This is a genomic window from Mesorhizobium sp. M7D.F.Ca.US.004.01.2.1 (genome assembly GCF_003997785.1).
Lineage (GTDB): Bacteria > Pseudomonadota > Alphaproteobacteria > Rhizobiales > Rhizobiaceae > Mesorhizobium > Mesorhizobium loti.
Genome location: NZ_RZRQ01000601.1, coordinates 1 through 1,967, shown reverse-complemented (window position 1 = coordinate 1,967; position 1,967 = coordinate 1). Strand labels below are relative to the sequence as shown.

The 1,967-nt window shown below is 61.9% G+C and carries 3 protein-coding genes; all 3 read left to right on the top strand.

All coding sequences use genetic code 11. The features are described from left to right. Window positions 1-524, top strand: a 524-nt coding sequence (locus tag EN993_RS35290; RefSeq protein WP_127266189.1) for a hypothetical protein, incomplete at its 5' end; no start/stop codon positions are given. Next, window positions 521-736 (top strand): hypothetical protein, encoded by a 216-nt coding sequence (locus tag EN993_RS35285; protein ID WP_109667049.1) that lies wholly within the window; start codon window positions 521-523, stop codon window positions 734-736. The genes EN993_RS35290 and EN993_RS35285, both read left to right, overlap by 4 nt. 461 nt (window positions 737-1,197) lie before the next feature. After that, on the top strand, window positions 1,198-1,967 hold a 770-nt coding region (locus EN993_RS35280), incomplete at its 3' end, for a transporter substrate-binding domain-containing protein (protein ID WP_127266188.1).

Here is a 1,967-nt window from a genome sequence, read left to right as displayed (position 1 = left end):
TGCTGATCCTGTTCGGCATGCGCTGGCTGCGAAAAGCCATCTTGCGCAGCGTCGGCGTCATCGCCCTGCATGACGAGGGGGCAGCCTTTTCCAAGGAAACCGCAGCCTTGCACCAGCAGGCCAACGACCGCCGAGCCGACTACCTCGCCGGGCTGGCGTCGTTCAAGGCGGTGCTGCTCGAGGGCGTCGAGGTGGTGTTCATCATCATTGCCGTCGGCGCGGCTCACGGGCAGACGCTTTACGCCAGCCTGGGCGCGCTGGCGGCTTTCGTCCTGGTGATGCTTATCGGCCTGGCTGTCCACCGGCCGCTGGCGCGCGTACCGGAGAATGCGCTCAAATTCGTGGTCGGGCTGATGCTGACCAGCTTCGGCATCTTCTGGACCGGCGAAGGCATCGGCGCCGACTGGCCGGGCGCCGATCTCGCTTTGCTTGCCATTTTCGCCACCGTCGCGCTGGCCTCGTTGGCCATGGTGCGCTGGCTGCGCAGCACCTACCCCACCCTCACTGGAGGACTCGCCAGATGAACGTCATCCGTCTGGTTCTGAACGAACTCATTGGCATGTTTGTCGACGACGGCAACCTGGCCTTACTGGCTCTGGTCGTCATTGCTGGAGTGACGGCGGCGGTAAAGCTACTGGCGCTCCCGCCACTGCTTGGCGGCGGCCTGCTGTTGGCGGGCTGCCTCGCCATCCTGTTGCAAAGCGTTCGCCGCGCGGCACGCGCGACCAATCGGTAACGGCGGCGGGCATGCGGTTCGATGCCGGATAGGCTCCGGCGGGGACCGCATGGTGCTGCCGGCCACCGTTGAGGCAACAATGCGCCGCTGAACCGCCCCAGACTGAGACGCATGAGCCTGCTGTCCGTCGCCGCACCCGTCACACCACATCGAATCCTTCCTCGATCACATCGACAGCGCCAAGCTCCGATCCAATCCCCGTTGCGACTTGACGGCATCCATAAAACGGAAAATTATGGTACCGGTACCAATCATGGTTGACGGAACTGGGTAGTGCGCTCATGGACAGGCTTTACATATTATAATAGCATACCATTATAAGTCGTGGAGGAACGCTCTATCCCCGGTTTGCAAGGGACGTCAGCGAGCGAAATTTCGACCCCTTTTTACGTCGTCGTGTGGTCTGCGCCCCGCACGAGCGATGCCGACAAAAGGCGCCCAAAAATGCATGGGAGGAAAACATGCGGACTTTCCTGAGAGGGGCCGGTGCCTTGCTGGCCGGCATTGTGCTGGCGCTGTCGGCGCTCAAGCCGTCGATTGCTTCAGCGCAGACGGTCGACGAGATCATCTCGCGCGGCAAGCTGGTCGTCGCCATCGACACCACCACGCCGCCATACGGCTTTCTTGACGCCAACCTGAAGCCGACTGGCTTCGACATCGAAGTTGCCAACAAGATGGGCGAAGCGCTCGGCGTGCCGGTCGAATTCGTCACCGTCACCTCGCCCGGCCGCATTCCGGCGCTGCTGACCAAGCAGGTGGATGCCGTGATCTCGATCTTCTCGATCACGCCGGCGCGCGCCATCCAGATCGACTATTCGATCCCTTATGCCGGACAGTCGGCTGTGGTGATCGCTCCGAAGAGCACCGCTATCAAGGGCGTTGCCGACCTCGTCGGCAAGAAGGTCGGGCTGACACGCGGCACCGGCGAGGACGGATTGTTGACCAAAGCTGCCGAAGCCAATCCGGGCATCGAAATCCTGCGCTTCGATGATTATTCGTCGCTGCTGCAAGCCATGGTGTCGGGCCAGATCGACGCCATGGGCGGCGGCGACTATGGCGAGATCTATCTGAAGAAGGCGCAGAACGGCGATGCCTTCGAGCAGAAATACGTGCTCAAGACCTTCTACTTCGGCATCGGCGTCGCCAAGGGCAACGACAATCTGCGCCAATGGGTCAACACCTGGCTGTTCGCCATGAAGACCGACGGCACGCTGGATGCACTGTCGATGAA